Genomic DNA, 22,866 nt, shown 5'->3' on the forward strand with positions numbered 1-22,866 from the left:
GAATTTCCTAGAGACCTGCGCGAATGCCCGGCACGGTGGTTCCCATGATCGTGATCACCGGTGCGACCGGCACCATCGGCAGTGAAATCGTCCGGCAGCTCAGCACGCGCGGAACCGCGATCCGTGCTGTCACCCGTGACCCGGACCGGGCCGAGGTGCCCGCAGGCGTCGACGTGGTGCGCGGCGACTACACCGACCCCGCGTCCATGGCGAAGGCGATGGTCGGTGCGGAGGCCGCGTTCATCGTCGGCGTGCTGGGTCCGGAGTATGTGGAGGCCGACCGTGCGCTGATCGCGACAGCGCGGGACGCGGGAGTCGGCAGGATCGTCAAACTCTCCGCGATCGGCACCGGCGATACCGGCCTCGGCCGGGTCGGAACCTGGCATCTGCCGGGTGAGCAGGCCGCGCGCGAGAGCGGCGTCGACTGGACCATCCTGCGCCCCAGCTCGTTTGCCTCCAACACCCTGAGCTGGGCCGCCGCGATCCGTGCCGGGCAGCCGGTGCCGAACATGACCGGTGACGCGGCGCAAGGCGTCATCGATCCACGCGACGTCGCCGGGGTGGCGGTCGAGGCGCTGACCTCCGCCGATCACGCCGGACGGATCTACACCCTCACCGGGCCGGAATTGCTGACGACGCACGACCTGGCGGCCATTCTGGCTACTGCCACCGGCCGTCCCGTCGACGTGACCGATATTCCCGAAACCGAAGCGAGGGCATATATGCTCGCGTCCGGAATGTCCGTCGAATTCGCCGACGGTGCGCTGGCCGGGCAGGCATATGTGCGCGCGGGGCACAATGCGATCGTCACCGACGATGTGGCCCGAATTCTCGGGCGTGCCCGAACTTTTGCCGAATGGGCCACCGATTACGCCGGTAAGTTCGTGGCCGGCGAGCGCACGCCGTAGGGTACCTGTGATCAGCGCCACATCGAATTGCCGAACGGTGCCTGCTCGGCAAGGGTGACAGGACCGGCCGGTCGGCCGGTGTGCTTACACGAAAAGGAAATTCGGATGCGTCAACGGGTCATGACGGTCTTGGTAGCGGTCGTAGCGGGCGGATCGGCCGCCGCGTTCGGCGGCGCGAGTGCGTCCGCGGTCGCGGTGAACCCCTTCCCCGGCGGCACGGAGGTCTACTTCGACAACGGTGAGTCCGCGGCGATCGCGAACCTGAACCTCGGACCGGCGCTGAGCCAGGTGGCCGTCGCTTGGTCTCCCGGAGCGAAAGCTCTGCTCGGCGATGGGATCACCGAGCACGCCCGGTGGGCCAGCGAAACCCCGACCGGCGGGGTGTCGATCGAGGTGTACGGGTCGCCCATCCAGCCTTCGCTGGTCACGGTCACCACCCTTCGCGGCTGAGCGAGATTTTCATTTCGGATTTCGGTGTGCCAGGGGTACGCTCGCCCATGGCGTTATGCGCATGCTTTGCCGGAATCCGCTGCGCTCGAGCGTAGAACTCGAGCAGCGGCCGCGAGCAGGCACGCGGCGAGACATCTGGCCGCCGCTCGTGCCGCCGGATGCCGCGCGGCTTGCGCCGCGCCTTCGGTGATTGCCGACATGGAGACCTCCTGGCGGATGCCCGGACGGGACGACATTACGTGTGCCGTCCCGTCCGGTGTTTTCGTCAGTTCGCGGTGGAGCGGAAGCCGCGCAACCGCAGGCTGTTGCTGACCACGAAGACCGAGGAGAACGCCATCGCGGCGCCCGCGAGCATCGGATTCAGCAGGCCCGCCATGGCCAGCGGGATCGCGGCCACGTTGTAGGCGAAGGCCCAGAAGAGATTGCCCTTGATGGTCGCGAGGGTGCGGCGCGACAGCCGGATCGCGTCCGCCGCCGCCCGCAGGTCGCCGCGCACCAAGGTCAGATCGCCCGCCTCGATGGCCACGTCGGTGCCGGTGCCCATGGCCAGGCCCAAGTCGGCCTGGGCCAGTGCCGCGGCGTCGTTCACGCCGTCGCCCACCATCGCCACCACTTTGCCCTCGGCTTGCAACCGCTTGACGGTGTCGACCTTGTCCTGCGGCAACACCTCCGCGATCACCTCATCGATGCCGACCTGCGCGGCGATCGCGTCGGCGGCGGCCCGATTGTCGCCGGTCAGCATGATCGGGGTGAGACCGAGGGCGCGCAGCTGGGAAATCGCCTCGGCGGAGGTCGGTTTCACCGCGTCGGCCACCACGAGCACACCGCGCGCCTTGCCGTCCCAGCCGACCGCGACGGCGGTCTTGCCTTCGGCTTCTGCCGCGCGCATCGCCTGCGTCAGATCGTCGTCGAGGTGCTGTGACCAGTCGGCGAGCAGCCGGGCGCGGCCGACGAGCACCGCGTGGCCGTCCACCATGCCCTGCACGCCAAGGCCCTCGACGTTGGCGAAATCCTCGACCGGCTTCAGCTCGCCCACCCGCTCGCGGGCACCCTTGGCGACGGCTTGGGCGATCGGGTGTTCCGAGGAATCCTCCAGCGCTCCGGCCAGTTCCAGAATCCTGGGGACCTGCTCGCCTTCGGCGGGGACGACATCGAGCAGCGCCATCTTGCCCGCGGTGACGGTGCCGGTCTTGTCCAGCACGATCGTGTCCACCCGCCGGGTCGATTCCAGCACCTCGGGGCCCTTGATCAGGATGCCCAACTGCGCGCCGCGACCTGTGCCGACCATCAGCGCGGTCGGCGTGGCCAGCCCGAGCGCGCACGGGCAGGCGATGATCAGCACGGCGACCGCCGCGGTGAAGGCCGCGGCCACCGATCCGCCGGTGCCGAGCCAGAAGCCCAGCGTCGCGACCGACAGCGCGATCACGATCGGCACGAAGATCCCGGAGATCCGGTCGGCCAGCCGCTGGGCCTGCGCCTTGCCGCTCTGCGCGTCCTCGACCAGTTTCGCCATCTGCGCCAGCTGGGTGTCCGAACCGATCCTGGTGGCACGCACCACGATCCGTCCGCCGACGTTGACGGTCGCGCCGACCACGACGTCGTCTCGGCCGACCTCCACCGGCACCGACTCACCGGTGAGCATCGAGGCGTCGACGGCCGAGGAACCTTCAGTCACGATGCCGTCGGTGGCGATCTTCTCACCGGGACGCACCACGAACCGGTCGCCGACGGTCAGCTGCTCCACCGGAATACGCTGCTCGGTTCCGTCGCGCAGCACCGACACCTCTTTGGCGCCCAGCTCGAGCAGAGCCCGCAGCGCCGCGCCCGCCCGCCGCTTGGCGCGCGCCTCGAAGAAGCGTCCGGCCAGGATGAACGTGGTGACGCCCGCCGCGGCCTCGAGATAGATGCTGCCGGTGCCGTCCATCCGCGAGATGGTGAACTCGAACGGATGCGTCATGCCCGGCGTGCCTGCGGTGCCCCAGAACAGGGCGTACAGCGACCAGCCCAGTGCGGCGAGCGTCCCCATCGAGACCAGGGTGTCCATGGTCGCGGTGCCGTGGCGCAGGTTGGTCCATGCCGCACGGTGGAACGGCAGCGCGCCCCACACCACCACAGGGGCGGCCAAGGTCAGCGACAGCCACTGCCAGTTGGTGAACTGCAACGCCGGGATCATCGCCATGGCGATCACCGGCACCGACAGCACCAGCGACACCAGCAGGCGGGTGCGCAGGGCGGCGGCGGGATCGTCCTCGGTCTCGGCCTCCTCCGAGCGCTCCGGCTCGGCGGGCAGGGCAGCGGTGTAACCGGCCTGTTCGACGGTGGCGATCAGCTCGTCGGGCGAGACGCTGCCGTTGACCTCGACCCGGGCCTTCTCGGTCGCGTAGTTGACCGTCGCGGTGACGCCGTCGAGCTTGTTGAGCTTCTTCTCGATCCGGGCGGCGCAGGACGCGCAGGTCATTCCACCGATCACGAGTTCGACCTGCCCGGCGGGGGGCGGTTGTGTCGCGGTGGTCATCGTGGGTGCTCCGTTCTGTGCGCGGACGGTCGTCGGTCAGTGCGCGTGGCCGTCCGGCGCCTGCTGCTGACCAGTGTGTTCGTTGTGAGTGGAGGCGTCTACGGCGGGGGTGCCCGGCGCGACGGTCAGGGTGAATTCGGCGGTGCGGACCACGCCCTCGTGCTGGAAGTCGAGGAACAAGCGGTAGTCGCCCGCGCTCGGCGCCGTCACCGAGAAGGTGATTCCCGGTCCGGGCGCGGTCACGCCGTCGCCGGGGTGGCCTTCCGGATGGACGTGCAGATAACCCAGGTCAGCGGCGCGCAGGGCTACCAGGTGGCCGTAAGCGCCGAGGTAGGGCTGCAAATCGGTCACCGGTTTGCCCGCCCTGCTCACCGACAGCGTCACCTGCGAAGCCCGGCCCGGGACCACAGCGCCCTCCAGCGTGACGGTGTAGTCGCCCACGGTGGTGGTGGAAGCCGTCGCGGGCAGCTTCTGGGGGTCGTAGACGCCCGCCACCCGCAGGTCCGCGCCCAGCGTCAGGTTGTCGCCGCCCTCGGGGGTGAAGTCGGCGAACACCCGGTAATCACCGGCGCGAGTGAGGTCGAGCGGGACGCTCCACGTTCCGTTGCCGTCGAGCACCGGGTGCACATGCTGGAAGGCGGCCATATCGCGGCGCACGACGATCAAGTGAAGATCCTTGTCGTGGCTGCGCACATACCGGGTTACGGGTTTTCCGGCGCGGTCGAGGATCGTGAAGCGCAGCGGTACGTTCGCCGCGGCGGTGGTCTGGACGGTGTCCAGCCGCAGGGTGTAGCCGCGGTCGGTTGCCATCGTTCCTCCGGGTGATGAGTTGGGTTCGCCCTGGTCGGCGGCGTGTGCGGCCGAGTCATGGGCCGCGGGTTCCGGCCCGATGAGCGAACCGGCCGCGAGAGCGATGCCGAAGACCGCGGCGAGGCCGAGGGCGAAACCGCCGAACTTGGTGGATGCGTTCATCGGAGTGCTCCGTCCGTCAGTCGGTGACCGTGTAGCCGGCGCGGGCCACGGCCGCGGTGAGTTCGGCGCGATCGATCGGAGTCGCGCTCTCGACGGTCACCAGGCCGTCGGCGAGGTCGACGGCGACGGAATCGACGCCGGAGATGCGCCCGATCTCGGTGCGGACCGAGGCGGCGCAACCGCCGCAGGTCATACCGGTGACGGTCACGGTGCTGGTGCTCATGGTCGTTCTCCTCGTGTGGTGGGCGTTTGCTTCGAAATCTACCCTACCCCCCTAGGGTATATCTATGTCAAGTGCCCGCGCAGACGAAAGCCCGGTCCGCGATGGGCTGCGGACCGGGCTCGCTGGTCGGCGGTCAGGATGCGCGGTAGGTCACCAGTGCGACGGCGGGCGCCGAGACCACCTGCACTTCCGCGGCGTCGGAGACCTTGACGTGCAGGAACCCGCCTTCGATCGCGATGTGCACGTCATCGACGGTGCGTGTGGTCAGCCCCTCCCGGTCCAGCAGTGAGTAGCCCTCGACCAGGGTCACTTCGCTCGCGGGCCGCCATTCAGCCTCCATCGCAGAACCTTTCGTCGGCGTCGCGGGAGGGAAGTCGAGTTCCGGCTCGGCGACGTGGTTGAAGTAGTTGGACAAGACGTTCAGTGCGACGTGGCCGACGATCTCGCCCAGTTCCGCATCGCTGACGCCGCGGGAACGGGCCGAGGCGAGCGCGGCATCGTCGATCCGGCCGCGGGACCGGAGTATGTCCCGAGCGACGCGCAGGATCGCGTCGGCGTACGGGTCCTCGGCGCGCGCAGCGCGGGTGTCGGCGATCGCCTGCTCGGTGAAGCCCATCCGCTCGGCGCGCATGGTGTGCGCTGCGGTGCAGTAGTCGCAACCGTTTTCACTGGCCACCAGCAGCGCGAGTTGCTCGCGAACCCGGGCGGAAAGCTTTCCCCTGGTCAGCGCGTCGCGCAGGTTGAGGTATCCGCGCAGGGCGGCGGGGCTGTTCGCCATGGCGGCGTAGAGATTCGGGACGCGGCCCAGCTGGCGCTGTACCTCGGCGAGCAGGTCGGCCTGCTCGGCATCGGTGGAGTCGGTGGATGCAAGGGGCAGGCGGGACATCGAAGCCTCCAACTCGGACAAACGGTACCGATCGGTGCCGAAATGAGACGGTACTGACTAGTTCCGTTTTGGTCAAGTAGACGGCACTGATCGGTTCCGTTCTGCTAGGGTGGCACCATGGCAACCCAGGCCAGGCAGCGCTTGCTCACCACGGCGGAAGAACTGTTCTATGCCGAAGGCATTCGTGCCGTCGGCATCGATCGGTTGCTCCAGGAGTCCGGCGTGGGCCGCGCCTCCTTCTATCGCCATTTTGCGAGCAAGGACGATCTGGTCGTCGCGGTGCTGGAGGATCGTGACCGCCGCTGGCTGGACTGGCTGCGGGAGTCGGTCGAGAGGACTGCCGACGATCCGGCCGCGCGCCCACTCGCCGTCTTCGACGCCCTCGCGGACCGATTCGCCCGCAAGGACTTTCGCGGCTGCGCGTTCATCAACACCATGGTCGAGGTCGCCGATCGGGACAGTGCCGCCCATCGGGCCGCCGATCGCCACAAGCGGCGGGTGATCGATTACCTGTCCGAACTTCTCACCGAGGCGGGTTGGTCCGATGCTTCGGGAATGGCCGCGGAACTCGCGTTGCTGGTGGACGGAGCGATCGTCACCGCTGTTCGCGAGGGGAATCCGGATGCGGCCTCCCGGGCGCGTGCGATCGCGGAGCGTTTGCTCGCCGCGCGGTAGAACTTCCGATCGCCGCCGGTGCGATGACCACCAAGTGATCCCAGGGCTCCCGTCAGGCCGAATGGAGACTACGCGCGGTGGGTGAGGTTTCGGTCGTGGCCGGGTCGGGATAGGTGCCGAAGAGGCGGTCGGCGGTGCCGGAGCTGGTGACCGTGAACCAGTAGTGTTCGTTCTTGTAGTGGTGGTGGCGGTGGTTGCGCCAGACCGCCCGGTAAAGCGATCCCTTCGGCTTGTAGTCGGTGTGGATCAGATAGTGCGTCCACTCGTAGCCGAGGCCGAGCAGGGTGATGGTGATCAGGAAGGTCAGCCCCAGGCTCGCGCGTGGGAAGGCGAACGTCGCCAGCGCGATCAACACGACGACCAGCACCGCCAGCGTCTTGGTCGGGATGAAGATCAGCGGGATGTCGCGCGGATCCACGTGATGCTCGCGGTGCTTGCGGGCCAGTTCGCTGTCGAGCGCGATCGGGCCGAGCCGCCGTGGCCGCCAATGCAGCACGGTGACGTGCACGATCCATTCGAAGACCGGGAAGAACGCCAGCATCACGGCGGGCACCAGCAGATCGGTGGGCTGCCAGTCGCCGACGACGATCCGGGCGATCAGTGCGCCCACCAGCGTGGTTCCGATCATCCACGGGGAAGGGTGCCGGAGGAATTCCTCGAATGCCCGGCCCAGGGTGAGTCCGCGGCGCAGTGCCCGCTCGTCCTTGCGTACCCGCGCCCGCGCGTCGGCCGATTCCCGATCGGATGTCTTGGATTTGGTCATGATGGTTCCTAGCTGTGCGTGACCGGCGGTCCACCGAGGACCTCGATCAGAGCGGTGGTCGCCGGCTCGAGCAGCGCCCGAGCGGTGGTGGCCGCCTTCTGCGGCCGGCCCGCCGCGATGGCGGCGGCCAGTTCGCGGTACGCCTCGACGTTGCCCACCTCGGCGGACATGATCGGGGCCAGCGCCGCGAGCGCTGGTTCATAGGCGGCGCGCAACATGTTGAACATCAGCCGGAAGACGATCGAGTCGGCCGCGTCCACGACGTGATCCCAGAACTCCATCGCGTGCCGCTGCTGGGCGATCAGGTCCGGTTCGGCGGCGAGCGCCTCGACCGAGCTCTCCAGCAGAGGGCGAATCTCTTCCGCGCCGACGGCGCCGACCCGGCGCGCGGCCAACTCCGCCACCTTCGGCCCGTTGTGCAGGCGAGCCTCCAGAATGCTGCGTGCGACAGCGGGGTCGAGTTCCCCGGCCTGCACCAGCAATCTGGGCAGCACCTCGAGCCCCGCCCCGCGCCGATAGTCCAGCACGGTCGTCGCGTCTCCTTGCCGCACGGCCACCAGCCCGGCCGCCGCCAGCCGCTGTAGCGCCTCCCGAACCGCGGGCCGCGACACCCCCAGCGCCTCCGCCAACTGCCGCTCACTGGGCAAGGTCGCCCCCGGCGCCAGCTCGCCACTGAGCACATCCGCGGCGATCTGCTCGAAGACATCCGCCGACACCGACCGCTTGACCACAGGTTGCAACGCCATGCGTCTACTGTGCGCCGAGATGGTCAGAAGGTCAAGTGGTCAGACCAGTCGCTCGCGCATACTGCCCGAAGGCGTCGCGTGCCAGCCGAAGACTTCGCCGCTCAGGTGTCCGGTCCGGACACCTGAGCCGTCCGGACCGGACGCCGGCTTTCGGCCATGACCTGTGCGTTGGGCCTGACCTGCATGTCGGCCCGCAATCCGGCTCGAGTCGGCAAGCTGCGGGAAATTGTACGGTGGAGAGCGGCCGACCAGTTCGAGGACGAAGCAGCGGGCTGGCACGCCGCAGGCTCTTGCCGAGCTGTAAGTCGAGTAACGGGGAGTACGGGGAGATGCGCGCGAATGACTGATGAGGACCGAAGTTCCGGAGCAGCGGGGGACCGCAATGAGCTCGACGATATGTTGAGCCGTCAGGTGGCAGCCGAAACAGTCGAGGTTCCGTTATACCGATTGCGTTTGGGCTTTTCGCCTCGGAAAGACGGTGAGAGCGAAGCTCATGTCAAGGCATTGGCGGAAACATCGGATCGGTGGCCGCCAATTGTCGTGCACCGCTCTACGATGCGTGTCGTCGACGGGGCTCATCGGCTGCGTGCGGCAAAATGGCGCGGTGACGCGACAATTCGGGTGCGCTTCTTCGAGGGGCACGAGATTGATGCGTTCGTGTTGGCCGTCAAGGGCAACGTAGCCCACGGCCTGCCCTTGACTCGGGCCGAACGTCTCGCGGCGGCAAGTCGGATCATCGAGAGTCACCCGCAATGGTCGGATCGATTGGTTGCGTCGGCAAGCGGCGTCAGCCCGCGGACTGTGGCGACATTACGAAGTTCAACCGGCGACGAGCAGCAGTTGAACGCGCGACACGGCCGCGACGGCAAGATACGGCCGCTGCACAGCGCCGAAGCGAGGCTACGAGCGAAAGAACTCCTGGAGTCGGATGGGAACCGGTCGCTGCGGGAGATCGCCGAACAGGTCGGCTTGTCGCCGGCGACAGTGGCGGACGTGCGCCGCAGATTGGCGTGCGGCGAGAGCGCAGTGCCCGACGGTGCGCGGTCCAGGCGCAGCCCGCGCCCCTCTCGACGAGATCTTGTCGATTACGGTCGTGTTGTAGGACTGCTTCAACGCGATCCGGCTTTACGGGCGAGTCAACTGGGCCGCACGCTGCTGCCAGTGCTGAGCCTCGACCTGTCCGACCATTCGGCCAGAGACAACGTGCTCGGACGCCTGCCCGCGCACACCGTGATGTTGATCGCTAAGGCAGCAGGCGGATGGGCGCAAGTGTGGAAAGACCTTGCCGAAGAACTTGCTGCCGACGTTGACCAGGGGCCCCCGGCATTCGAGGCGGACTCCGGAGCCGCCTGAAAGTCATCCATCCACAGGTCTGGAAGTACCTCGATGTCAGCGGTACAGATCGACTGCGAACTGTATTTGCGATTCGGTGCGAATTCCGAGCGGTAGCACGCTCCCGATATCGGAATCGACGGACGCCTTGTGGCGCCGTCGCCGGGCGGTGTAGCTCTTGGGATTCACCATGCCGACTCGGCCTCACCTGTAGAAATATCCGGCCCATTCCATGACTGTTGAGTACGTAAAGTTGGAATCTTGACAGACACAATGGGTCATGTGATCGTAAATATCCTGTGCTGTATTGAATCAGTACAGAACGACTATTTCTCGAGAAATTAAGGGGGTGTTAATATGAACCAGAACAAGAACGATCTGCAGGCCACTCAGGAACGTGCCGGCTTCGCCAAATTCATGGAAGCGATGCGCGAGTCCGATCCGGTCTGGCAGGACCGAGTGGTTACGGCCTTCACGTCTAGCGTTTCGACGCGGGACTGGGCGTTGCTGACCGACGAGATGCGCGCTCAGGATTGACGCGCGAGTTGGCACGGGGGTGCATCAGCCATCCCCGTGCCAGCTATCGGACCCTCTTCCCGGGCGCCGGGAAACATCGAATTACAGCAGAGCGAGAGCGAGTAAGAGATGCAGTCGTTCACAGTGAAGCCTGTGCCTGTGGAAATACGCCACGACGACAATTCTGTGATCGCGATCCTCAAGCTGGTAGGTCAGGCCTGCAATATCGACTGTTCGTATTGCTACGAGCGGCGAAAGCCCGACCAGGCAGGTGCCCTGAATCCCGAACAGGTTCAGCACTTTCTCGATCGGCTGGGGTCCAGGAGTGTGCACTGCATCCTGCACGGTGGAGAACCGCTCCTGCTCGGGAAGCGAAGAATGACACCGATTCTGGAAGTATTGAGGGATTGCCCCACCGTGGAGTCGGTGGCGATCCAGACCAATGCCGTCCGACTCGACGCCTCCTGGCTCCAACTCTTCGACGAGTACTGCCCCGACTTGACCTGGGGAGTGAGCTTCGACGGCTTGGGGCCGCAGTCGAAGTACCGCATCGACTACAACGGACGATCGACTGATGCGGCCACGCTGGCCGGCATCAGGCTGCTCGGCGATACGGGCCATTCCTTCGGTCTGATATGTGTTGTCACTGCAGCCCATATCGGTGGCGGGCGCGAGTTCGTCGAGTCGGTGAAGGACTTCGAAGGCCTCGCATCGGTCAAGCTACTGCCCTGCTATGACCAGGACGTGTCTGTGCGCCCACGTGCCACCGTCAGTGGAAAGCTCATGGAGCTGTACGCGAACGAGGGGGGCGGTAGCGGCGGCCGGCCCGGCTGGACCATCGGCCCCGCCGACTACGCGCAGTTCGTCGAGGATGCCCAAGACGCATGGATCTCCTCAGGTGCATGGCGGTCGTTTTCGTTGGAGCCAACGGTGTCGATAGCCAACAATCTGTCGGGCCTGGAAGGTACGTACACCGACTACTCGCTGACGAAGGACGGCCAGCTCCTGACGCTCTACCCCGGCGGCAGGGTCGCGGGGCATGACCGCGGACACGAGTTCGCCCTCAATGAGACCACGACCGACCAGATCGATAAATTCCTCGAGACGCAGTTGGATCAGGCCGGTGCCGATTGGGCGCCATTCCTCGAAGAATGCAAGGCCTGTTCTGCCTGGGCCGGCTGCCGCGGCAGTGAACTGTTCATGCGCAAAGTCATGCGTGATGCAGGTCTTTCGGAGGAATTCTGTGATGCTCGCCGAAAAATTGTGAGCAGTGTGGACCGGTTGCTTCAGAGGAGCGAAGAATGAGTGAGATCAGCCGCTTTCTTACGGTTGACGACGAGATTCGGCAATTTCGTGCGCGGCGGGCCCGATTCGTCCGGAACGGGCTCGAAAGTCTCGGACTCGACCACCCCGTAATTCGCGGGGACGAACTCGCCGACTACGCGATCGCAAACGAAGTTGCCTTCCACCTCAGGGAATCCATCGAGAACTCCCAGGATAGCGAAACCGAGTTGCGCGCATCCGCCCATGAGCTATTGGAGCACGGCGCTAGGGCCTTGGTCTCGGTGGATTCGGTCAAGGCATTGCAGTGCACGGGGCTCGACGAGGATCAGTGCATGTTCTCCCGGGGAATTGCCATCGCGAGTCCTTCCTCGCAGGAACGAGAACTGTTGGGGAACGCTGTGCGGGTGCTCGAGCGAACCGGAAACCTGCAGTGCTTCAGCGACACAGTCGGCGTCGTAGCGGTTCTCGGCATCGCGACCCCAGGAGCGCCAACGGCTACGTGGGCTACGGGAGGGCTTCCGTACGTCGTGCACCTTCACCTAATGCCACGAGCCGAGCTTGTCGCTCGCGACTTGATTCACGAGGCGACACATGCCTACTTGAACGACTGGCTGGCCTCGCGGGGTCTGCGTCTCGACCCGTACACGCCCGCCTTCTGGTCACCATGGAAGGACACGAAGCGGCCACTGTTCGGGTTTGTTCACTCGATCATGGCCTTCTCGATTGTGACCGCCTTCTTGGCGAGCGTGATGTCGGACGATAGCTTGGACTGGTCCTGGCTGCGCCCGTTCCACGGTGCGGAGAGGGATCGGCTGCGCAGTTGCGAGGAGTCCGTGGCATCCGCTGTGTCGATGCTGCCCGACGACCTCGGCAAGCGTGTCGCGGCCGTCTATGCGCTGGCGGTGGAATAGAACATGTCCGTCGTGGTTTCCCCCTGGGGTGAGTTCAAGCCGGAGTACGGCTACGCGTGCGCCGAGTATGGCCCGGACGGCGCCGAGCGTGCCAGAGCGGATGGCTTGGCCAATCTGGCGGGCAGTGAAAGGTTCACCCTCCAGACCAGAGTGAACTGTGGATCCATCGCGAAGCTGGTGACCGCACACTTCGTGACGCGGCTCTGGAGCAGTCGAGATGATCGTGAGCAACTCCGCATCGGTGCTCTGCTTCCCGGGCTTCCGGGGCCGTTGCGCGACGTCACTGTCGAGAGTTGTTTGACGCATACAACAGGACTGTGGGACTTTCGGTCGCTGATCCCGCTGTTCGGCGAGAGATCGACCTTCGCATACGGAGTGTCCGATGCATTCGAACTCGCGATCAAGCAGACGCAACTGGTGCCAGGCTTCGAACGGCAATACAGCAACACCAACTATCTCTTGCTCGGGGTGGCAATCGAACGGGTGACCGGCGCCCTGCTCCAAGATCTCGTGGGTGATTGGCTGGGCACGGACGTCGGCAACTTTGTTACCAATCCACGTGCAGTTGTGCCTGCCCGTGCTCGCGGCTACGAAGTCGGCGCGAACGATGACGTACTCGAATTCGGCTCGTTTGTTGACGGGAGGGGTTCGACCAACTTCTGGGCCAACGCCCAAGAGTTGGCCACGCTCATCGAGCGCATAACGAATGGTTTCAAGATCCGGCCGGATTATGGAGGCCTGGCGCTGAGCAGCGATATGTTCTACGCCGCCGGCCAGGACGGCGGATTTCAGGCTGCGGCCGTCATCGACGCGAATAACGTGCGCTGCCATGTCGCGCTCACGAACAACCCTGCGCTGACTCCGCTGAATATCATGGCCACCCACACGGGCCTCCGGGTCGGAGGGACCGAGACGACGAGCCGCGCGCGCGAGCACGTGGCCGGCGGTCTGCTTGCATTCGAGGGAACGTTCGCCGCTGCTTCTCTCGGTGTTCAGCTGTCCCTCACGGGAGCGCCTGACGGCGCACTCGTCGTGACCGCGGGCGACCGAGTGCTCGGCAGACTCGAGCGCGAGACCCCCGGCTCATTTTCCGATGGCCACCTGGAGATCGTCGAACGAGGCGACACGATCTATCTGTCTATAAACCACGCGAGGGGAATACCGCTCGATCGGGTGTCCCCTTAATGGCAAGCGGGCCGTCGGCTCGGCAGCAATTCAATTCAGTGGAACGGAAGTGAGTGGGCGTGGCGGAAGTTCAGGTCTCCGCAGATTCGATTATGTCATTGGAGAGGGAGCCTCTTCCGGCTGCCCTGCGCGAGCTGGGAGCCGGTCTGCTCCGCGAGCACTACAACACGATTGATCGCGATCGATTGTTGTCGGTGTACGGGGAGCTGATGGCCAGTCTTTCGCGGACCGAGCACGGCGCTGTCGTCGAGCTGGGGTGCTACAAAGGCGCGATGTCCGCGTGGATGCGGGCACTTCTGGACTTTTGCCGGTCGACGCGCGAGATCCACGTATTCGACTCTTTCGAAGGCCTGCCACGACCATCCGAGATCGATGGTGACCATCTGAAGGAAGGCGATGTACGAGCGTCTCCAGAAGATGTGCTGGAGCTGCACGAGCGGTTGCAGCTGACCCCCCCGATCGTTCACCCCGGCTGGTTCGAAGACACGCTCGTAGAATTGCCGGATCAGATAGCTTTTGCTTATATCGATGCAGATTTCTACGAGTCTATGGCGTGTGCGTTGAGAGCGGTGCTTCCACGGCTGGTACCCGGCGCCACAGTGATTATGGACGACTATGCGGACTTGGCCAAGAATCCGCACGCGTGGGCCGAGATGGCGGGGGTGAAGAAAGCCTGGGATGAAGTCACCGCCGGCCGCCTGGAGCTCGATGTGATTCTCGGCTTCGGTGACCTGGCTTTCGGGGTTCATCGTGCCGGGTGGGACTCACCCCTGGACCAAAGGATGGCATAGCCATGGCTCTTAGCCACGTGCTCGTCGTGGGTACCGCCCTCGCCGCGGATTTCGCTAGGGCGCATCCAGAGGTGCGCACATCGGTTCTCTGTCACAAGCCTGCCGAGCCGACGTCGCCAGGCATTTTCCGTAGCGAAATTCATGTTGAGCGTAATAGTGCACCGACGACGTGGCGCGACAGCGCGAGAGAGGTCGATGAGGCATGTCCTGTCGACCGCGTGGTCGCCTTCGGCGAGAACGAGCAGATAATAGCTGCCATCATCGCCGCGGATCTGGAGCTGGACGGCCACCACAGCGTAGATGTCGCCAGGATAGTCGCCGATAAGATCGAGATGCGCAAAAGGCTTTCAGCCACCGGGCTGGGCACCGTGGAGTTCGCGGAGGCCGCGGATCATCGAGCGATTGAACTGTTCGCTCACGGGCAATCGCAGAATCGCTACCTCGTCAAACCGGCTATGGGGACCGGCAGTCGCGGGGTTTCGGAACTCGCAGACCTACGCCAGTGTGCGGCCGCCTTCAACCGGGCACATGACGTGGCCCACCCTATTGCCGGCACGCAGCGTGTGATGGTCGAGCAGTTCAAGCCGGGGCGTCAGTTGAGTGTGGAGTGCATCTCCGAGGCCGGCGAGCATCGCCCAGTGGCAATCACGCAGAAATACACCGATGAGCGGACCTTCGCCGAGGTGGGCCACTGCGTTCCGGCCGACCTGTCGACGGCGGAGGCCGATGCGGTCGTGGCGGGCACAGTCGCCGCGCTACGCGCACTGGGAGTGCGGTACGGCCCGACTCACACCGAGCTTGTTCTCGGGAAAGCCGGCCGAGTCGATCTCATCGAGACGCACACTCGCCTCGGTGGTCATGGAATCCCTGATCTCGTGGCGGACGCAATCGGTATCGACATGTACGACCTCACGTTCGCTCAGGCGGCGGGCGCCTCGGTGATTTCGCGCGTACCCGAGGTCCTGCCCCGCGCTGGATCCAGCCGGGCGGTGTGGTTCGGGTATTCGCCTGTTCGGGGGCGTGTCCGCTCTGTCCGTAGTGCGGCGCAGTCCGAAGCCCAAGTCGAGGTGCTGGTCAATTGCGGTGATCTGGTTACCGCGGACATGACTCGTTCCTCGCGGGTGGTAGCCGCACGAGCGTCTGGCCCGACTGAGGCGGACGCGACGAGAAAGGCCTCGCAAGCCGTCTCGGAAGTGACGTTGACAATCGAGTGCTCGATGACCGCGCAGCTTCTGGGTTACTGATGTCCAGTTTGACATTCCGGGCGCCCAGGTCGGGCACGCGCCGGTGCGCGTCCGGTTCGAGTAGCCGACCGAGGCCTGATAGCAGGCCGATACATCCAATTGGGTCGAACCCGAGGAGGGAGAGGACAGGTGCCGAGTTCGGGGCAAGAGATACACAGTGTCGAGCAAGCATGCGGACCGCCGGAGGCGGCCGAGCTGTTGCATCTCATGGAGGACTTTATCGGAGCCTCAGACGGAGTATATGTGGCCGGCGGCCGCAGAGTCGTTTCGGTGCACGAAATTCCGGGTCATACCGGCAAGGAAGCAGCGGCGATTTATGAGCCGAGCGGCCGTATCGAGTGCGCAGAGATCCCTCCGGCGGTGGAAGAGATCCTCGATGACATCTTCGGCAGGAATCTTTCGTCGATTCAGTACGTCTACCCGGAAGCCGTCCGTAACAATGGGTGGTTCTATGTCGAATATGGCGTCGGTCAGTTCGTCAATCCTCACGTCGACTATCACGGGCGGATAGGAGACCCTTGGCCAGGTGTACTGGCGACTGTCTCTTTGTCGATTCACAATGCCGACGTAGGTGGGCAGTTCTTTGTCGAGTCGAGTGGTGATAGTTCGGTGTGGGAAGAGCCGCACCGCGCGCGTCGCGGGTTGGACTGGAGCACTCCGTCCTTCCGCGATCAGCGCCGCGTTCGCTGGACGGCCCAGCATGAGCCAGGTGACATGCTGATCTGGGGTTCTCAAGTCGTTCACGGGACGGTGCCCGTCCAGGCGGGCCGCTCGTGTAAGTTCTTGACGCAATTACTGACCGCAGAAACAGAGGGAACCGATGTCTGACAAGGCGCCACTGTGTATCGTCATCAATGGGCCATCCGCCGCCGGAAAATCGACGCTCACAGCAGCCATTCAGGATCGTATCGAAGAACCGTTGCTGCGGTTCGGAGTGGACGAACTTTATCGTATGGTTCCAGATCAGTGGGCTGGTGGTGTAGCTAACGCGCGTTACGCCGAGAGAGGTTTCACTTACCAGGATGTACCAGCCGCTCCAGGGGTGCGTCGAATCCATAACGGCGTCGATGCCATATCCATGCTTTATGCGATGAATTCGGCTGTCGTGGGAATGCTCAGCGCCGGCGTAGGCGTGATCGTAGATGGTCAAGCCTTCGAACCCAGCGTCAACCAGGATCTGGAGAATCGCCTCCGTGAGCTGGAGGCCAAGGGAGAAGCGCGGGTCGCGATCATCGAAATCGGCGCGGCCGACGACCAGTTGGCGGACCGGCAGCGACGTCATGCACATCCCGTTGGGCTATCCCTTCATCACAACACTCTTCCTAAGCAAGCCGCTCGGCCCGATCTGATCGTGGATACGACTCGGATGACATCCGCTGAGGTAGCCGATCTAGTGTGCGACTGGATCGAGAAGGAATGCTCTCAGCGTTCGTAGGCTTTACTCGGGTTGGGCGTCGGCATACGGCGGAATGATCTAGTTCACGACGGTCGGTCGGTCCTTGTGAACTGAACGATACTGATTACAGGCGGGGGCGCACATTCCGGTACGGCATCAACTCGACCGAATTGTGCCCACCGCCGAGCAACGGATGGTCCGCGGAAGCAAGTAAACCGCGTCCATTTTTCGGGGGGATCTTTAAATTGTCAGCCATCGGTTACCCATTCATACTCTCGTCGGGAATTGCGAGCTCGCGGCTCGAAAAAGTCACGCGAAGCATATCCCCAGAGGTCAGTGCGCGCGCAAAGCATTACATGATACAGAATGGTTTCACCATCGTCGGCGAAAATAGTCGAAAGCATGTGATGGGGCGCGGGCCGGATACCTTCTGTAAATCAATGACTCCCGACTCTGCGCACCGTTTGGAAAATTTCTACCCCCTTTTGGAGCGCGCTGCGCTGTCGGCCGGATTTGTGCCGATTCTCCTAGCGATCGACTGCATCGACGATGAGGTCAGTATCGCATACTTCGAGTATGTCCACGGTGAAGGCGGAACTGCGCGCGACACCGCGGATTGTCTCAATATCTATGCGGCATTGCAAGAATCGGCTGCGCGGTACGGCGCCGATTCGACGAGGGTATTGATCGATGCCTGCCACAACGAAGTTTCCACCTGGAGCGAAGAACTTCTACAATCATGGGATCCAGTCCACTGGACCGATCCCAAAATCCTGCACTGGGCGGGGACTGACGCTCGGGCCATGATCGAAGTCGGCCTTCCGGCGCTCCGATCTGTGGCGAGTCTGCTGACTGCGCTCTCACCCGAGGGAATATGCGCCCCGGTGCACGCTGATCTGTATGTAGGAAACTATCTACGCACCTCGACGAATCAGGCCGTTATCTTCGATTGGGACGAGGGGTACTGGGGGCTTCCCGGTATGGGATTGCAAATTCTTGTTCGTGAAGCGATGGACAATGGTATCGGTGGCCTCGATTACAAGGACCTCCTCGAGCTTGCGCCGGCTTGGGTCGAAATGGGAATCAGTGAGTCCGACTTGGCTGTCAGAACGCTCGCCAGCGCAGTCATCGAGATCGCCGGCGTAAGGCAATCGTTGACGGAGTGGCGGAGGCCCCGGGCGCGGCATGCCGCATACCTGGCGGCTTGGGCGTGCCGGTACGAGTGGGTCATCAAGAGGGCGCAGCTGTGCTGAGCGGGCCTGCGGTTAGCTCATCGGATGATCGGCACAGTAGGACCAGTTTGACGCGCCCGCCATATAGCCCGCGCCGCTGCGGGAACCGTGGCGCAGCGGGCGGCGTATGGGCAACCTACTGGTCAGCCTGCAACTCGAGTACGCAGTTGCGGCGATAGTCGGTGAGCAACATCTTGTTCCGGTGATCCATGAGTAGGTCGCGCGGAGCATCAGGCACTTCGAAATCTCCGTCACGCCCACAGGCGGGAGCGAGGCCGCCGCTCCAGGTCCACCGCACCAGCCAGTCCTCCCCCAGGGCGACTACTTGGCTGTCTGCGTCGACGATCAAGACGCAGTCGAATGCTGTGTGGACAACACGAGGCTTGAACAGGCGGTAGCGGTTCCCGGCCGAGTCGAAGAACTCGTTCCTCCGCCACAGCACGGTGCCGGTCACAGCATCCACAAGTAGAACGGTGTCCATCTCCGGATCCACGATGACTACCCGGTCGTCGAATGCAGCTGCTTGATGCGGATCGTTCAGACCGGTGACGACCCACGCGGCAATGCCGTCGCAGCCGACCCTGGCTACCCATCCGGAAGCGCTGTCGACAACGAGCAACTCATCGTCGCCCAGCCATCGGCCATCGTGAGGGTCCGAGACGACAAACGAGTCGTCGCCCAGGCGCACGACGCCGAACTCATTTTCGATCGAGCCGTCTCGACCGACAACAATGAACCGCGAATTCAAGCTGTCCGAGACAATGAGGAGACCGCCATCCGAAATGCGAGCGCTCCGCGGCCACCTCAGCGCTTCGCTTCGCCCGTCGGCACGTTTCAGCTCGCGAAGCTGCCAGCGTAGGCCACCGTCGTCGTCCACGCCGATGACTCGATTATTGTTCGTGTCCGCGATGACCAGCTCACCGGTCGCTGCCCGATCAATCGAGCGGGGCCTGGAAAGCACCAGCCCGGTGGCAGCGGGCCCGCCCCACCGCGCTCGCATGCTCCGCAGATCAGTGCCTAGTTCCAGCACAGAGCGTGCTCCCAGATCCGCGACGTAGACCTTGTCTTCGGCGCCGAGGGCGTGCCGGGGATCGATGAGATGCGCACCCTGCTCCGTGCCGCCGAAGCTGCCCAGCACGCTTCCATCTCGGTCCAACCGCAGGACACGGTGGTTTCCACTGTCCGTTACCAAGTAACGGCCATCCGAAGCGGTCAACCCGGTAGGGGTGTTCAATCCGCGCAAGTCTGAAGCCGGTCGTCCGAAATGTCCGGTAACGCACTCGGGCCGGCCGTCCGGGACCAGCCGCATGAGCGCATGTCTGCTCGTGTGCAGGAACAGGACGGCACCGGAATCCCAACAGATACCGGACGGGACGAAGTGCTCTCCCTCGGGCGGCCGATACAGCCAATGGAAGGACTCGCTCCACGGGGAGAACGAAGCGATTCCGCCGCCTATCTGCCGGCCGTCGGCGCCTTCTACCGAGGCAACGCCGAGGATCAGACACCCATCATCCGAATAGCACAGGGACATGACGGCGATGTCGGCTGGTGCTCCTACGCCCCGAGTAGAACCGTCCTCACCAACGTGAAGCAATGCCCATGAGCCGCGGTTGTGGGTTCGACCGAACGCGAAGAACTGGCCGTAATCCGGGTGCCACGTCACATCGAAGATGTAGCTGCCAGACGGGCCCTCGACCTGTACGCCTGGTCCGGACGCCAAAGGTGTGATCCACTGCCGGGTGACATCTATGGCGAAAATGCGGCGGGAATGCGGCTCTTCGAGAAGCCGCCCGAATCGTGGCAACGAGTTGTCGGCAACCCACCCCACGATGGGCTTGCCCACAAAACTTCGCTGTCTCATTCATCGACCTCCGGTACGCAGGTGCATCTCCAGCGATGCGACGCCGCGGAGCACGAGGTTGGTGCGGAACCGGACAGGAGCGGCGCTCACGGGCTCGAGCCGGGACCAAAGCGGAAGCATTTCCGCGAAGAGGATCTGGGCCTCCAGCCGAGCAAGTGGCGCGCCGAGGCAGTAGTGGATTCCGGTGGAGAAGCTGAGTGGGGCACCCTCGTCTCGCGTGATCGAGAATCGGTCCGGATCGCTGAAGTGGGCTGGGTCCCTGTTCGCAGCACCTAGAAACAGCAGAACCTGCTCCCCCTTACGAACGACCTGTCCAGATACTTCCGCGTCCTCGAGCGCTACCCGGCCGACCAACTGGACCGGTGCGTCCCAGCGGAGCATCTCCTCGACGGCGAGCGGGATGCTACCGGGGTCGCGGTGAAGCAGTTCTACCGAGCTCGGGTGGGTGAGCAGTGCGTGGAAGCCATTGGCTATCAGGTTCGTGCTGGATTCATAGCCGGCAACGAACAAGAGCAGAAGCATCGAGATCAGTTCTGCCTCAGAGAGCTTCCCGCCCGAATCCTGTACTCCGACCAGGTCACTGATCAGGTCCTCCTCCGGCTTCGCCCGCTTGCTGCGGATGATGGAGGTGAAGTACTCCTCGACCAATTCGGTCGCCCGGTAGATCTCGTCCAGATTTTGTGAACGCGGTAGCGGGGTATCGAACGCCTGGATGATCCTGCGAATATGCGGAATCACGTAGTAATGACCATCGCGTGGAATCCCCAGCAACTCGCTGATGACGAGCGCCGGAAGCGGTATAGCCAAATCGGACACCACATCGAACTTGCCGGTCAGGCCTCGCAACAGCTCGTCCACGATAGCGGTTATTCGTGGCCGAAGATTCTCGACAACCCTGCGTGTGAATACATTCGAGACAAGCCCGCGCAAGCGGGAGTGCTCCGGTGGATTCAGCTCCAACATGACAGGAGCGCGCTGCGCGACTCGCGGATATCGCTGTCTGAAGGCCTCGTACTGTTCCGCGGTGGTGAAATCAGCGGGGGTCGTGGCGGGCGCATGCCCGAACCGCCGATTCTTGAGGATGACCTCACAGTCGAGGAAGCGTGTCGCGACAAGCGATCCCATCGCACTGCGGTGCAGGCCAGGCTTGGCCAAGAGCTCGGCATACGACGGGTACGGGTCCTGGCGTCCGCGCTCGGTGGACAGCAAGACAGCGAGTGCGCTATCCAGCGGGTCGAGATCAAACGCGTCGAGGTTCACCATCGCTGCGGTCCCATCTCGTGCGAACTGGTTCTGTCACTGACGACCGGACGCATGTGCGACCCCGCCGGCAACCGCCGATCGACGATCCGCATCAGCACCCGGCCTCGATCATCACCGTCGCGGCCAACGACTCGAGCACGCGGCGACCTCCGTCTGGCCACGAACACACCAGGTAGTCCCACCCGGCCTCCTGCCAAGCCGCCACGCTGCGACGGACGTCGTCCATGGGTTCGGTAACAGACAGCGTGGAGGCCCGAACGATGTCCGACGGCCTCCTGCCTGCGGCCGTGGCGAGCTCGTCGAGGCGACGCATATACGGCTTCAACGAGGTGGGCGTTCCGTAGGCGTGCCATCCGTCGGCATACCAGGCCGTTATGGGGAGGGTGCGCCGTGGCCCGGTGCCGCCGATCCAAAGCGGTGGCCGTGGCACCTGGACAGGTTCGGGAAGCAGGCGGGCTTTGCTGAGCGACGCGACGACACCGTCGTACGACACCCGCGCACCGGAGAACAGCCGATTGAGAACCTCGATGGTATCCGCGAGTAGCTCGAATCTTTCAGCGACGCACGGGAAGGGTATACCCAACGACTTGTGCTCATCGGCGTTCCAGGCGGCGCCCAGTGCCAAGTTCAGGCGACCACCCGACGCATGGTCCACCGTCATCGCCTGTGCGGCGAGCAGTGCGGGTTGGCGATAGGTAACGGCGGTCACGAGCAGTCCGAGTCTGATTCGATCAGTCAGGCCGGACAACGCGGCCAATGTCGTCATTCCCTCGAAGGTCGCGTCTACGTGTTCCTCCGGATTCGAGGCGAGGTGATCGAATCCCCAGGCACAGTCGAATCCGAGCTCCTCGGCAAACCTCACCCGCGACACTACTTCGCTCCACGGCATGTTCTTCTGGGCGATATCGATCCCGAAACGCATTCCGTCCTCGTCTCACACAATTCACGCCCGCCGTCAGTCGGGTGCCAGCTACTCCACGGCGAACGCCAACCAGTCGATGCCGATTACCGCTTCCCCACATCACCATCCCGCTGGTTCCCGGCGGGGAGTCTTACAGCAACGCCACTGCGTGGCGGACGAAATGCGTTGTCACCGAACCGTATTAGCAATCCGGAAACGCTTCCGATTCACCTCGTAGAAGAGAATCACTCGCCGGGCGAATCGGCAGCGTGCATCGCAGAAGACCCCCTGGGTGATCGGGTTGGCCCCGTCCTCAACCCAATCAGACCAAATCCTCAGTCCGACAGTCAACGTAGTCGCGGTCAGCCCTTTCGCGGCAGCTGCCGGGTGGCACGTAAGGCTTGATCGCGAAGACGAGTCTTAGTGTTGTCCAGTTGTTGTCGGAACCTGCCGTCCGCCCGTGGCGGCTGTTCAACCGCTGGTGGTCAGCAGTTGAACAGCTGACGTTGCTGTCGGGGTCGGGCATCGGCTAACCGCCCATGTCGCGGCCACTTGGTTCAACACCTGTGCGACGCAGGTGGCGAGCGCAGACCGGCTTGGTTATCGGTCGGGCCCGGCGATGTTCAAGTCTTCGGATACCTGCCGATTGATCCGAAGGCTCACCTGGATGCAGTAGGCGCGTTGTCGCGGAGATCGCCGATGCCGAAAACTTGTGATACCGATTGCTTCTCGCCAACAACGATTCAATTCTTACTTCGTTGACATCGAGCACGCTGCTATGTACTTTTCTGGTAGCACTGGGGAGGCTGATA

At 64.0% G+C, this 22,866-nt stretch carries 22 protein-coding genes; 13 read left to right on the forward strand and 9 right to left on the reverse strand.

The annotated features are described in order from the left end of the window. Positions 1-44: 44 nt before the first annotated feature. Both ON29_RS01190 and ON29_RS01195 read left to right on the forward strand, forming a co-directional pair. Positions 45-908, forward strand: a complete 864-nt coding sequence (locus ON29_RS01190; protein ID WP_040864314.1) for an SDR family oxidoreductase — start codon at positions 45-47, stop codon at positions 906-908. A gap of 105 nt (positions 909-1,013) precedes the next feature. Beyond that, on the forward strand, positions 1,014-1,358 hold the full coding sequence (locus ON29_RS01195) for a hypothetical protein (protein WP_157172615.1): 345 nt from the start codon (positions 1,014-1,016) through the stop codon (positions 1,356-1,358). A 265-nt stretch (positions 1,359-1,623) separates the two neighbouring features. Here the strand turns inward: ON29_RS01195 and ON29_RS01200 are convergent, their stop codons facing one another. The 4 genes from ON29_RS01200 to ON29_RS01215 form a co-directional block, all read right to left on the reverse strand. Beyond that, positions 1,624-3,873, reverse strand: coding sequence for a heavy metal translocating P-type ATPase (locus tag ON29_RS01200; protein WP_040864214.1), 2,250 nt, complete (start codon positions 3,871-3,873; stop codon positions 1,624-1,626). Positions 3,874-3,909: 36 nt separating this feature from the next. Continuing rightward, on the reverse strand, positions 3,910-4,845 hold the full coding sequence (locus ON29_RS01205; protein ID WP_051174754.1) for a DUF8832 domain-containing protein: 936 nt from the start codon (positions 4,843-4,845) through the stop codon (positions 3,910-3,912). A 16-nt stretch (positions 4,846-4,861) separates the two neighbouring features. Beyond that, on the reverse strand, positions 4,862-5,068 hold the full coding sequence (locus tag ON29_RS01210; protein WP_040864215.1) for a heavy-metal-associated domain-containing protein: 207 nt from the start codon (positions 5,066-5,068) through the stop codon (positions 4,862-4,864). 133 nt (positions 5,069-5,201) lie between these two features. Then, positions 5,202-5,954, reverse strand: coding sequence for a carboxymuconolactone decarboxylase family protein (locus ON29_RS01215; RefSeq protein ID WP_040864216.1), 753 nt, complete (start codon positions 5,952-5,954; stop codon positions 5,202-5,204). A gap of 117 nt (positions 5,955-6,071) precedes the next feature. Between ON29_RS01215 and ON29_RS01220 the strand changes: the two genes are divergently transcribed. Further along, the gene (locus ON29_RS01220; RefSeq protein WP_040864217.1) at positions 6,072-6,629 is read left to right on the forward strand and encodes a TetR/AcrR family transcriptional regulator; all 558 of its coding nucleotides are present in this window, start codon (positions 6,072-6,074) and stop codon (positions 6,627-6,629) included. A 52-nt stretch (positions 6,630-6,681) separates the two neighbouring features. Here the strand turns inward: ON29_RS01220 and ON29_RS01225 are convergent, their stop codons facing one another. Together ON29_RS01225 and ON29_RS01230 are read right to left on the reverse strand one after the other, a co-directional pair. After that, positions 6,682-7,392, reverse strand: a complete 711-nt coding sequence (locus ON29_RS01225) for a sterol desaturase family protein (protein WP_083863161.1) — start codon at positions 7,390-7,392, stop codon at positions 6,682-6,684. 8 nt (positions 7,393-7,400) lie between these two features. Continuing rightward, a complete protein-coding gene (locus tag ON29_RS01230; protein WP_040864218.1) occupies positions 7,401-8,138 on the reverse strand; it encodes a FadR/GntR family transcriptional regulator in 738 nt (245 codons plus the stop codon). Positions 8,139-8,477: 339 nt separating this feature from the next. On the opposite strand from ON29_RS01230, the gene ON29_RS34395 reads away from it, so the two are divergent. From ON29_RS34395 to ON29_RS01270, 10 genes are all read left to right on the forward strand, one after another. Then, positions 8,478-9,491 (forward strand): ParB/RepB/Spo0J family partition protein, encoded by a 1,014-nt coding sequence (locus tag ON29_RS34395; RefSeq protein ID WP_157172616.1) that lies wholly within the window; start codon positions 8,478-8,480, stop codon positions 9,489-9,491. Between the two features lie 336 nt (positions 9,492-9,827). Next, positions 9,828-10,007: a hypothetical protein gene (locus tag ON29_RS01235; protein ID WP_040864219.1), complete on the forward strand. Its 180-nt coding sequence runs from the start codon at positions 9,828-9,830 to the stop codon at positions 10,005-10,007. A 108-nt stretch (positions 10,008-10,115) separates the two neighbouring features. Next, on the forward strand, positions 10,116-11,291 hold the full coding sequence (locus ON29_RS01240; RefSeq protein WP_040864220.1) for a radical SAM protein: 1,176 nt from the start codon (positions 10,116-10,118) through the stop codon (positions 11,289-11,291). After that, on the forward strand, positions 11,288-12,181 hold the full coding sequence (locus ON29_RS01245) for an aKG-HExxH-type peptide beta-hydroxylase (RefSeq protein WP_040864221.1): 894 nt from the start codon (positions 11,288-11,290) through the stop codon (positions 12,179-12,181). Before ON29_RS01240 ends, ON29_RS01245 begins: the two co-directional genes overlap by 4 nt. 3 nt (positions 12,182-12,184) lie before the next feature. After that, positions 12,185-13,366 (forward strand): serine hydrolase, encoded by a 1,182-nt coding sequence (locus ON29_RS01250; RefSeq protein WP_040864222.1) that lies wholly within the window; start codon positions 12,185-12,187, stop codon positions 13,364-13,366. A gap of 59 nt (positions 13,367-13,425) precedes the next feature. Next, on the forward strand, positions 13,426-14,157 hold the full coding sequence (locus tag ON29_RS01255) for a TylF/MycF/NovP-related O-methyltransferase (RefSeq protein WP_157172617.1): 732 nt from the start codon (positions 13,426-13,428) through the stop codon (positions 14,155-14,157). A 2-nt stretch (positions 14,158-14,159) separates the two neighbouring features. Beyond that, entirely contained in the window at positions 14,160-15,401 is a 1,242-nt protein-coding gene (locus ON29_RS01260; protein ID WP_083863163.1) for an ATP-grasp domain-containing protein, read from the forward strand. A 270-nt stretch (positions 15,402-15,671) separates the two neighbouring features. Next, positions 15,672-16,229 (forward strand): hypothetical protein, encoded by a 558-nt coding sequence (locus ON29_RS35525; RefSeq protein WP_157172618.1) that lies wholly within the window; start codon positions 15,672-15,674, stop codon positions 16,227-16,229. Beyond that, a complete protein-coding gene (locus ON29_RS01265) occupies positions 16,222-16,836 on the forward strand; it encodes a phosphotransferase-like protein (RefSeq protein ID WP_040864224.1) in 615 nt (204 codons plus the stop codon). Before ON29_RS35525 ends, ON29_RS01265 begins: the two co-directional genes overlap by 8 nt. A 206-nt stretch (positions 16,837-17,042) precedes the next feature. Then, a complete protein-coding gene (locus ON29_RS01270; protein WP_157172619.1) occupies positions 17,043-18,050 on the forward strand; it encodes a phosphotransferase in 1,008 nt (335 codons plus the stop codon). Positions 18,051-18,165: 115 nt separating this feature from the next. Here ON29_RS01270 and ON29_RS34400 read toward each other — a convergent pair whose 3' ends face one another. From ON29_RS34400 to ON29_RS01285, 3 genes are all read right to left on the reverse strand, one after another. Next, positions 18,166-19,872, reverse strand: a complete 1,707-nt coding sequence (locus tag ON29_RS34400) for an NHL repeat-containing protein (RefSeq protein ID WP_157172620.1) — start codon at positions 19,870-19,872, stop codon at positions 18,166-18,168. 18 nt (positions 19,873-19,890) lie between these two features. Beyond that, positions 19,891-21,153, reverse strand: a complete 1,263-nt coding sequence (locus tag ON29_RS01280; RefSeq protein ID WP_040864227.1) for a cytochrome P450 — start codon at positions 21,151-21,153, stop codon at positions 19,891-19,893. 91 nt (positions 21,154-21,244) lie between these two features. After that, a complete protein-coding gene (locus ON29_RS01285; RefSeq protein WP_040864228.1) occupies positions 21,245-22,075 on the reverse strand; it encodes an LLM class flavin-dependent oxidoreductase in 831 nt (276 codons plus the stop codon). Positions 22,076-22,866 lie beyond the last annotated feature (791 nt).

The sequence above is a fragment of the Nocardia exalbida NBRC 100660 genome (assembly GCF_000308575.1).
GTDB classification, from domain to species: domain Bacteria; phylum Actinomycetota; class Actinomycetes; order Mycobacteriales; family Mycobacteriaceae; genus Nocardia; species Nocardia exalbida.

Bases quoted from the DNA above. Each gene is read 5' to 3' on its own strand.
- ON29_RS01240 (WP_040864220.1), top strand. From the start codon at position 10,116: ATGCAGTCGTTCACAGTGAAGCCTGTGCCTGTGGAAATACGCCACGAC.
- ON29_RS01280 (WP_040864227.1), bottom strand. From the start codon at position 21,153: ATGGTGAACCTCGACGCGTTTGATCTCGACCCGCTGGATAGCGCACTC.
- ON29_RS01195 (WP_157172615.1), top strand. From the start codon at position 1,014: ATGCGTCAACGGGTCATGACGGTCTTGGTAGCGGTCGTAGCGGGCGGA.
- ON29_RS01200 (WP_040864214.1), bottom strand. From the start codon at position 3,873: ATGACCACCGCGACACAACCGCCCCCCGCCGGGCAGGTCGAACTCGTG.
- ON29_RS01215 (WP_040864216.1), bottom strand. From the start codon at position 5,954: ATGTCCCGCCTGCCCCTTGCATCCACCGACTCCACCGATGCCGAGCAG.
- ON29_RS34395 (WP_157172616.1), top strand. From the start codon at position 8,478: ATGACTGATGAGGACCGAAGTTCCGGAGCAGCGGGGGACCGCAATGAG.
- ON29_RS01265 (WP_040864224.1), top strand. From the start codon at position 16,222: ATGTCTGACAAGGCGCCACTGTGTATCGTCATCAATGGGCCATCCGCC.
- ON29_RS01285 (WP_040864228.1), bottom strand. From the start codon at position 22,075: ATGCGTTTCGGGATCGATATCGCCCAGAAGAACATGCCGTGGAGCGAA.
- ON29_RS01220 (WP_040864217.1), top strand. From the start codon at position 6,072: ATGGCAACCCAGGCCAGGCAGCGCTTGCTCACCACGGCGGAAGAACTG.
- ON29_RS01190 (WP_040864314.1), top strand. From the start codon at position 45: ATGATCGTGATCACCGGTGCGACCGGCACCATCGGCAGTGAAATCGTC.
- ON29_RS01250 (WP_040864222.1), top strand. From the start codon at position 12,185: ATGTCCGTCGTGGTTTCCCCCTGGGGTGAGTTCAAGCCGGAGTACGGC.
- ON29_RS01225 (WP_083863161.1), bottom strand. From the start codon at position 7,392: ATGACCAAATCCAAGACATCCGATCGGGAATCGGCCGACGCGCGGGCG.
- ON29_RS01260 (WP_083863163.1), top strand. From the start codon at position 14,160: ATGGCTCTTAGCCACGTGCTCGTCGTGGGTACCGCCCTCGCCGCGGAT.
- ON29_RS01245 (WP_040864221.1), top strand. From the start codon at position 11,288: ATGAGTGAGATCAGCCGCTTTCTTACGGTTGACGACGAGATTCGGCAA.
- ON29_RS01230 (WP_040864218.1), bottom strand. From the start codon at position 8,138: ATGGCGTTGCAACCTGTGGTCAAGCGGTCGGTGTCGGCGGATGTCTTC.
- ON29_RS01235 (WP_040864219.1), top strand. From the start codon at position 9,828: ATGAACCAGAACAAGAACGATCTGCAGGCCACTCAGGAACGTGCCGGC.
- ON29_RS01210 (WP_040864215.1), bottom strand. From the start codon at position 5,068: ATGAGCACCAGCACCGTGACCGTCACCGGTATGACCTGCGGCGGTTGC.
- ON29_RS01205 (WP_051174754.1), bottom strand. From the start codon at position 4,845: ATGAACGCATCCACCAAGTTCGGCGGTTTCGCCCTCGGCCTCGCCGCG.